At 46.0% G+C, this 8,923-nt stretch carries 4 protein-coding genes and 4 pseudogenes; 6 read left to right on the top strand and 2 right to left on the bottom strand.

The features are described from left to right. Nucleotides 1-487: 487 nt before the first annotated feature. The 3 genes and pseudogenes from PsAD26_RS17105 to PsAD26_RS30225 all read left to right on the top strand — a co-directional run. Nucleotides 488-1,771: a hypothetical protein gene (locus PsAD26_RS17105; protein ID WP_063311426.1), complete on the top strand. Its 1,284-nt coding sequence runs from the start codon at nucleotides 488-490 to the stop codon at nucleotides 1,769-1,771. A gap of 162 nt (nucleotides 1,772-1,933) precedes the next feature. Then, complete coding sequence (locus tag PsAD26_RS17100) at nucleotides 1,934-4,207, top strand: peptidase domain-containing ABC transporter (protein ID WP_275507204.1); 2,274 nt, start codon at nucleotides 1,934-1,936, stop codon at nucleotides 4,205-4,207. A 245-nt stretch (nucleotides 4,208-4,452) separates the two neighbouring features. Beyond that, a pseudogene (locus PsAD26_RS30225) lies at nucleotides 4,453-4,910 on the top strand (transposase); the annotation flags it as partial. A gap of 138 nt (nucleotides 4,911-5,048) precedes the next feature. Here PsAD26_RS30225 and PsAD26_RS28925 read toward each other — a convergent pair. Next, a pseudogene (locus PsAD26_RS28925) lies at nucleotides 5,049-5,246 on the bottom strand (IS256 family transposase); the annotation flags it as partial. Between the two features lie 149 nt (nucleotides 5,247-5,395). Between PsAD26_RS28925 and istA the strand changes: the two are divergent. Next, nucleotides 5,396-6,646, top strand: coding sequence for an IS21 family transposase (istA, locus tag PsAD26_RS17090; protein ID WP_063311427.1), 1,251 nt, complete (start codon nucleotides 5,396-5,398; stop codon nucleotides 6,644-6,646). Then, nucleotides 6,643-7,479: an IS21-like element helper ATPase IstB gene (istB, locus tag PsAD26_RS28920; RefSeq protein ID WP_084403722.1), complete on the top strand. Its 837-nt coding sequence runs from the start codon at nucleotides 6,643-6,645 to the stop codon at nucleotides 7,477-7,479. The genes istA and istB overlap by 4 nt, the downstream gene beginning before the upstream one ends. A 71-nt stretch (nucleotides 7,480-7,550) precedes the next feature. On the opposite strand, the pseudogene PsAD26_RS17075 reads toward istB, so the two are convergent. Beyond that, nucleotides 7,551-8,600 (bottom strand): annotated as a pseudogene (locus tag PsAD26_RS17075) (IS256 family transposase); the annotation flags it as partial. Between the two features lie 120 nt (nucleotides 8,601-8,720). On the opposite strand from PsAD26_RS17075, the pseudogene PsAD26_RS17070 reads away from it, so the two are divergent. After that, nucleotides 8,721-8,923 (top strand): annotated as a pseudogene (locus PsAD26_RS17070) (IS6 family transposase); the annotation flags it as partial.

Raw genomic sequence — 8,923 nt, 5'->3', positions numbered from 1 at the left:
AAGTTGGCTCTGGACATACAATAACCAACGGCCCAACATGGCCATCGGCGGCATCACGCCTGCCAAGAAATTGAAACTGGCTGCATAACTCTACCGCCAAGCTCCTCCAATAATGGGGGGATTACCCCCCCACAACCCATAACTCAAGCTACTGCTTAATCTGCGCGAAGCCAATTATGAAGCAGGCTCGCCCGTTCAAATAAACAGAACGGCCTCTATTGACTCACAACCCAGATGAAATGGGGATACACTATACCAACAGCATCCAAGGCTCGACCTTAATTATATTATCTACAGACGTGCTTTACAAATGGAATATTTTCTATAAAGATTCCCGTAATGACAATTCATCATAGCTGTATTTACTTTAGTGAATATATTTCACCTACGGCGTAATGATGAATTAGCGATGTAATACTGCTAAATATTATTTGCATCATCGATCAAGAAAATGAAGTTATACAATCTACCTTGCATGAGTTAAAATATGACAGAACATCTTTTTTCTACAATTTCATGGTACAAGCAGCATTGTCTTTACGAAGTATCCGATGAAAAGTTGCATGTCTTAGATACAGCATCTGTTCTCTATTTTGACTACAATGCAGTTACACGAGATTTTCCCTGGCTCTGTTCTGATAGCAAACAAAAAACCATAAAGAACATTTTAGATTGGGCAACTAGTATGGCCGCTGTGTCTAAGGGGCACATAGATGGAAGTAATGTGAACACTCCCCTTTCACGAAACGGGAAAACTATCAACGCAATACGGCCTCCAAGATACGGGCGTGCTAGTATTATTGATAGCGCTAAAGCCATGGGAATGAATGATATATCAGAAGAGCAGCGGCGCTTGTGCGACATTAAAGGATGCGGAATTCGGCCGAATCTCGTCGCACAAGCGGCGCCCCACTCAACTGGCTTACTTACTTTGATTGAGGCAGTTACTGAGATTATTAATAGAAAAATTATAGAGCGCATTTTTGATATCTCGGATCTACCTCACAAGTGTTTACCCTACTATGCAGTTGTTGATATGGGATTCCGACATGATGGAGTTTATGAGAAATCCGCGAGGACAGCCTTAATCATTAGGAGGGCGCATTTCAGGCCAAAAGACAATGATGAGATATCTAAGTACAACTCTAGTAAGCATAAAGATATTTCATATATCGAGAAGCTACTCAACCTTTTTTGCATAACTTCTACTGCATCTGATGTCGCGCTTGAAGTATATAGTGACCATGATCAATGGCGATGCAGATTTGCAGGACAAGAACTAGATTGGCTAACTCATGAGCACTTACTTACACTAGCAGAAGAATATCAACTCTCATTTCCTAATCAAATTCGCCTGACAAATATTCAGATGGCCGATGAGAAGCATGACGAGGAGAGACAGTCACGTTTGCTAGTCGATTTCTCTCAATATTGCTTTACAGATTTTTCAGCGCCATATTACGAAGTAACTCCTGCGGTAGATAAGCCGCTAAATTTTGGAAACGTTAGATGGATCGGGGGAGATCATGGATCAAGTAGTATTCACTTTCAAAACCTTAAGAATAATAGATTTTTCAATAAGAGCAGATTAGATCCTGATGTGTTACTTCATTTTGAGAACCTTAGTCCTTCTAAGGAGTACTCCAAGGTCGTCAAATTTGGGCATGAAATTGTAGCTTCCTTAAGTAAAGGAAATGCAGATAGCTCTGAAATAGACCAAAGAATTTCTGAGTTCATTGATTTAGCATTTGATTGCCGGCTAAGTAGTTAGGTTAGGTTAGATTTTGTGCCTAACTAATATCTTGTCATGAATGAAACTCCTTGTACAACAGCACGCCCAAATAGTTTTATTTTACTTAGCTAGCTGCATAGCAATTTGGAATGGAGTGTAATCGATTTGTTTTGCCTAGATGAAATATATTTTACTATAAAAGTGCTCTTGGTCCGGATCTTTAATCGTCTAAAAAGTGGCCTACTTCATCACTGTCAGAGAAGAAAGCTGCGGCATTTTCAGCAAATAGATCAAATGAATTGTGGGCCAACTTGCTTGAGGATGGTTTGGGACTATTTTGGTATACATGTTTCACCTTATGAGGCTGATCAATTTGCTGAAAAAACACGAAGCGGGGTCACTTTAGCTTCTATCGTGACAGCAGCCCAAAAGAAAGGAATAGTTGCTAACGCTGTTCGTTGTAACGTCAATTTTTTGAAAACTTCAAATAACCCTATTTTATTACACTGGCGAGGCAATCATTATGTGCTTTGTCAGTATATTAGAAAAAATTACTTTAAAATATTTGACCCAGCTGCTGTAAGACCTGTTGTTTTGAGCGAACAAGAATTACTTTCAAGTTGGATATTTTCAACTGAAGGAGACAGTGAGGGAATTGCTGTTTTATTTGATGCGCCGCCCGATACTAATCATTACACAAGAGATAGAAAGAACTCGAGTTCAATTGCAAAAACATTAGTTATTCTTCTTACGCCTTATAGAGCACAGTTATTTATGATAGTGTCACTCATTGGAATAAGCACTATTCTTGCGATGTTATCACCTATATTGATGCGCCAGTCGATAACTAATGGTGTATGGGAAGACAATACTAAACTCATATTATATCTACTTTTAGCGCAGTTGATATCCCTTTTCTTTCAACATTCGACGGAGATATTTAGCTCGTCTAAAAGTTATATAGTTTCTGCAAAATTTTGCCGTAAGATATTGGTTCATTTCTTTGAAAGCTTTATGTCGTCTAGTCTTGCATACATAGAGAGTAAGAACACCGGTGATATAATAGGGCGGATCTCGGATCAGCATAAGTTACAAAGATTTATAAGTACTCACGCGGTTACAATATTTTTTGATATTTTAACTATATTAGCATTATCTTCCGTGGTTTATATTTACGGAGATGTGGTGTTTTATTCACTTTTCGTCGGGATTTTATTGGGTTTCTCATGTTTTTTCCTTCTCATTAAACGGGTTTCTCGAGCAAATTATGAAAGATACACTTTCAGCGATAGATCGAGAAATATTGAGCTTGAGATGATATTGGGATTTTCAGATCTAAAAACGACAAATTCAGGAAAGACAATATTAAAGGAATGGAACAGGCGACAATCTCGGCTTGAGAATTCTACATTGAAGGCAGTACATTACGAAAAGCTGCAAAGTACACTAACATTATTCTTTTTTAGAGCGTCTTCAACGATAGTTATTTATCAAATGATTCTTGGTATCACGACTGAAAAGTACTCTTTCGCAGAGTTTATAGCTGTAAGCATATCTGTATCTTTTATCGTTAATTCGCTTAACAACATCATTAATTTTATACAAAGAGGAGAGGATGCATGGGTCAGCGCTTTTCGTTTATTGTCACTTGATCATTCAAATGAAGCAATTGAAACAAAACTAATCAGCCCGCCCAAAGATGTGCCAATGCAGTTTGAGGGAATACAGCTTATAAATGTGAGCTTTTGGTACCCAGGAGCTGAGGACAGGCATACTTTGAAAAACATAAGCCTGACTATCAAAAAAGGGTCGACAGTTGCCATAGTTGGCAAAAGTGGCTCTGGTAAAAGTACACTACTGAAAGTTTTAATGCTTTTATACGAACCATGTAGCGGGAATATTCTTCTGAATGGTGCCGATATGATGCAGTGTAGTCTGGATGCATGGAAAGAACGCTGCGGTACAGTATTGCAAGATGGTTTCCTTTTCTCGGATACCATCGAAAACAACATCACAATGTCTTTTGGTATGACAGAGACCCAAAATGAGAGGTTTACTTTTGCTGTTACTACTGCAAAACTAACTGATTTTATAGATCAATTGCCGTTAGGCGCCAAAACGATTGTCGGTCGAGAAGGTTTCATGCCATCTAGTGGTCAAGTGCAACGCATATTAATTGCACGCGCATTATACACTAATCCTGAGTACCTGTTTTTAGATGAAGCTACCAGCTCACTTGATGCCTCCACAGAGGGAGAGATAGTAACTAATCTGCAGCATGCCACGCAAGGTATTACAAAGATCGTCGTTGCACATCGACTATCGACGATTATTAACTCAGATCTTATTGTTATGATTAGAGATGGCTCTATTGTAGAGCAAGGTAGCCATGAAGAATTACTTGAACTTAGAGGGTATTATTACTCGTTGGTATCAGATCAAATGCTGCTTACAAGCAAAGATAGCGTGAGTTGATGATTTGCAAGATCCACATATCAGTAGCGGTGGGCGCTCTGTTTATTTGAACGGGTGAGGCTGCTTCATAAGTGGCGTGCAAAATATGGTGGCCTTGATGCGCCAATGATCTCAACAATGAAGTCGGCGTTGTCACGTAAACTTTGACACCAGTTTAATGGGTTAGCGATTGTCTGGTAATCCCCCCGGAATTTGATCGAGTTTAAAAGTAGAGATATTGTTGCCTCATATTGAGGACTGATTTTATGAAGAAATCTCGTTTCAGTGAGGCTCAGATCATTGCGATTTTGAAGCAAGGCGAAAGCGGAATACCAATAGCACAGCTTTGTCGCGAACATGGTATGAGCGCGGGCTCCTATTATAAGTGGCGTTCCAAGTATGGTGGCCTTGAGGCCCCTATGATCCAGTCGATGAAAACGACGGAGGACGAGTTACGGCGTTTCAAGAAAATGTACGCCGAACTCAGCCTACAAAACGAACTTTTGAAAGAAGCTCTGGGAAAAAAGGTTTAAGGCCATCTCAGCGCAAGGAGATGGCCCGTTCTGCTGTTGCGGACAAACAGGTATCGATTGCTTTGGCGTGCCGCACGTTTGGTGTGAGCCAGCGGTGCTATCGTTACACTCGGCTATTGAATGACGACAATGCCCTGATTGACGATTGGTTGGTGCGTTTGACGTGTGCGAACAGGACCTGGGGCTTTGGGGCGTTGTCACGTAAACTTTGGCACCAGTTTAATGGGTTAGCGGTTGTCTCATGACGACATCATCGATCAGCTACAAACGCCACCGGTTCCCACCTCAAATCATTGAGCTATTGGCAAGTCTGGTGTATGAGCATTTTCTTAAGCAGCTTTTTTATCGAGTTGAGGCTGTTCGATACCATCTTTGAAATTGATGCCTGTGATGAGTTTTCCCAAGTCAGCAAAGCCGCGTAGTTTTCTCCAGTTCGCCTGTGCGCACTGGCTGAGTTTGAACATCATATGCAGCATGCCGTCGCGGTTGAGGCATCCCTTTGAGCGTTTGGTTCGGTGCCTGATGGTTGTGTTAGTGCTGGGTGTATTTTCCCCAAAGTTGCTGTTTGAAAAATCCCCACTTTCGCAGCTTTGATTTTTAGAGAAGGGGCATGCCCCTTCTCTAAAAATTGGCCACACTGGTCTTCTTTTGTTTTGAGCAAAGGAGTGACGATGAGGTGGTTGATTTAGGGATAATCGTCATGATCCATGATTTGAAGAAGCAAGGGCTTTCCATCAGCAGCATTGCCCAAAAGGCGGGCCTGGACCGCAAGACAGTGCGTAAATACCTCGATAGAGGTCTTGAGGCTCCGGTTTACGGGCCTCGGGCATCGGGAAAGTGGGCATTGGACGAGTACCGGGGATATCTGGTTGAGCGCCTTGAGCGTTTTCCAGGTCTGTCTGCCAGCCGGTTACACCGGGAGTTAAAGGAGCTTGGGTTTCAAGGGGCCTATTCGACGCTGACGGAATATCTGCGGCTGATCCGGCCAGCACCTGTGCGCCCTTTTGAGCGGCGCTTTGAGACAAAGCCTGGCGAACAGGCACAGGTTGATTTTGCAGAGTTTACGGTGGAGTTTACCGATGAGCCCGGGTTGAGGCGTAAGGTCTGGCTGTTTTCCTATGTGCTTGGCAATTCGAGATTTCTGTGGGGACGATACTGCGTTAATCAGCAGCTTGATACGGTGCTGCGCTGCCATATTGCGGCTTTTGAAGCCTGTGGCGGAGCATGTAGCACGGTGCTTTACGACCGCATGAAGACTGCTGTTTTAGGGGAGGATGAAGCAGGTGTTGTCAAGTTCAATCCTTCTTTGGTGGCACTACTGGATCACTACGGCGCGCAGCCACGCGCCTGCAAGCCGTACCGGGCCAAGACGAAAGGTAAAGTGGAGCGTCCGTTTCGCTATATCCGCCAGGACTTCTTCCTCGGCCGGACCTTTAAGAACCTTGAGGACCTCAACGCCCAGTTCACCTGGTGGTGCGAGAGACAAGCCAATGCCCGTGTTCACGCCACCACCAACCGTGTGGTGCAGGAAGCTTTTGAAGAAGAACGCTTATCTTTGATTGACCTGCCTGTCTTGCCATACAATACCGTCCTGACTGTGGAGCGACGCATTACCAAAGATGGTGTGGTCTCGGTAGGCGGGAACCTCTACTCCGTGCCGCAAACAGCCAAACGACGCACAGTGGAAGTCCAGCATCACCCGCAGGAGATCAGGATATATGAGAATGGCGAGCTGATTGCCTGCCATCCGGTGCTGGAGGGCAAGAACCAGCGCCGGGTTGACCCGCTGCATCGCAAGCTCCCACCCAAAGCAAAGGAGAGGCAATCAAAGACAAAGCTGCCCCAAGGGGCTGTCCCGCAGCGTTCCCTGGCTTTTTATGAGGCGGCCGGTGAGCGGATGGCTAACCAGACAGGAGGCCTGTCATGAGTTCTGTCTCTGATCAGATCCGCGCTGCTCTGGTTGGCCTGAAAATGCCACGCGCTTTAGAGGTGCTGGACCATACCTTGTCCCAGCTGGAACAGGGAGAACTTTCTGCTCTGGAGGCTATCGACAGCCTCCTCAATGAGGAATTTTCTACGCGCGAGGGCCGACGGGTCACTGTCGCGCTGGCCACGGCCCGTCTCACACCCATCAAGACGCTGGAAAGCTTTGATTTTACCTTCCAACCGTCGCTGGACAGAGAGCGCATCATGGCTCTGGCTGAGCTGGAATTTATCACCCGAAAGGAAGTGGTGCACTTCCTTGGCCCGCCCGGTACCGGCAAATCTCATCTAGCCACGGCTTTGGGGGTGGCAGCTGTTAAAGCTGGCAAAAGCGTCTACCGCATCGCTTTGGCGGATCTGATCGATGCTTTGTCAAAGGCTGAAAGAGAAGGCAAACTTACCGAAAAGCTCCGCTTCTACGCCAGGGCTTCGCTGCTCATCGTAGACGAGATCGGCTACCTGCCTATCACAACCGGTGGCGCCAATCTGTTTTTCCAGCTCGTCAATGCCCGCTATGAAAAGGGAGCGATGATTATGACCTCCAACCGCGGCTTTGCAGAATGGGGAGAGGTCTTCGGCGATCCTGTGGTCGCCACAGCCCTGCTCGACAAGCTGCTCCATCACGCGGTCGTTGTCCAGATCGATGGTGCCAGCTATCGCCTCAGAGCCCATGCTGACCTTATGCCCGATCACGTGCGCTCAAACGCCTCCATAACTCCTCCACCGCCGCCAAAACGGCGCGGCAGACCAAAAGAAAAGGTCAGCGCTGACCAATAAACCTGGCTGGTCACCAAACCCTCAAACTGGGGAATTTTGGACCAGCGATAGTGGGGAAATTTGAACCAGCATTGACAGGTGGCGAATGTGGATTCAATAGGGTTGGAGGTGCGGATTGATTGCCAATGCATCTGCGGAAAATCATAGAAGGTCAGAAGATCGTGCTGGTCTTTGAGAAGCCATTCCACGGCTCTTGGATATTTGCCCTCGAATTGTTCTACAAACAGATCAAAAGCTGTTTCTGCCTGTGCCCTTGTCGGTACCATCCAGATATCTTTGACGGCAGTTCTTGCTTTGTCTTGCACAGTTTTTGGCAGATATCCTGTGATATTGTTCGTCTTATGCACCCAGCAGCGCTGATGACGGGTTGCGCTGAAGACCTCATCAAGAGCAGCCCAGAAGCCCAGAGCGCCATCCCCGACCGCTAGTTTAGGAGCGTTCATTCCACGCTTCTTCAGCTTCACAAGCACCTCCCGCCAGCTCTGTGTGCTCTCGCGCACGCCGTCCTCAATGGCAAGAAACTTCTTCTGTCCCAGCGCGTTAACGCCAATCACCACCAGCGTGCACAGTTTGACATCTTCTGCACGCAAGCCACTGTAAATGCCATCCGCCCAGATATAGACCCATTCATCCTTGTCGAGCGGAGACTGGCGCCACGTTCCATACTGGCCTGCCCATTCCTTTTTGAGCCGCGAGACCGTGCTGGCAGAAAGGCCTGTCGCCTCAGGACCTACCAACACCTTCAGAGCTTCCTCCATCTCACCGCTGGAAACCCCTTTCAGGTAAAGCCATGGCAAGGCGGCTTCCAGACTTTTAGCCTTGCGCACATAGGGTGGCACAAGTGCTGAATGGAATGTCACTGGTTTGCCTGAGCGAGCCCGAACCTTGGGTACCTTCACTGATACCGGCCCGATGCCCGTCTGGATTTCACGTTCAGGATGATAACCATTACGCACGACCCGGGCTTTACCGCACTCGTCAAACTCTTGCCTGTAACGGGCAAGGACTGACTGGAGTTCTACTTCAACAGCTTGTTGCAACAACTTCCTCGCTCCTTCACGCAGCAACTGCGTCAGCGGATCCTCAAAAACAGTGCTTTGACGGGGGAAGCTCAAGAACATTATCTTTGTCCATGGTGGCGTATCTCCAAGTGGTTGAAACGTTGATTTGGTCATCAAACATTCAACTTGATCCGCTGCTATCTCAAAAGCCCCATACACCAGATTCAGTTATAGCTCCAAATCATTGCCCATGTCGTTTGGCTTTATCACCGCTTCTCACTTAGCTTACGCGAAGTAGAAGAAATGCTGCTGGAAAGGGCATTGTGGTCTCCTATGAAACCATCCGTCGCTGGGGAATTAAGTTTGGCCCAGCTTACGTTCGCCAGTTGCGTCGCAAAACTCCCAGCGCCACTGATGTCTGGTATCTTGATGAGGTTGTGATC

Source organism: Pseudovibrio sp. Ad26 (assembly GCF_001623285.1).
GTDB lineage: Bacteria > Pseudomonadota > Alphaproteobacteria > Rhizobiales > Stappiaceae > Pseudovibrio > Pseudovibrio ascidiaceicola.
The sequence above is the reverse complement of the archived record's forward strand: the minus strand, read 5'-3'. Positions and strand labels throughout refer to the sequence as shown.

Coding starts and splice junctions, on each gene's coding strand:
- PsAD26_RS17105 (WP_063311426.1), top strand. CDS start 488: ATGACAGAACATCTTTTTTCTACAATTTCATGGTACAAGCAGCATTGT.
- istB (WP_084403722.1), top strand. CDS start 6,643: ATGAGTTCTGTCTCTGATCAGATCCGCGCTGCTCTGGTTGGCCTGAAA.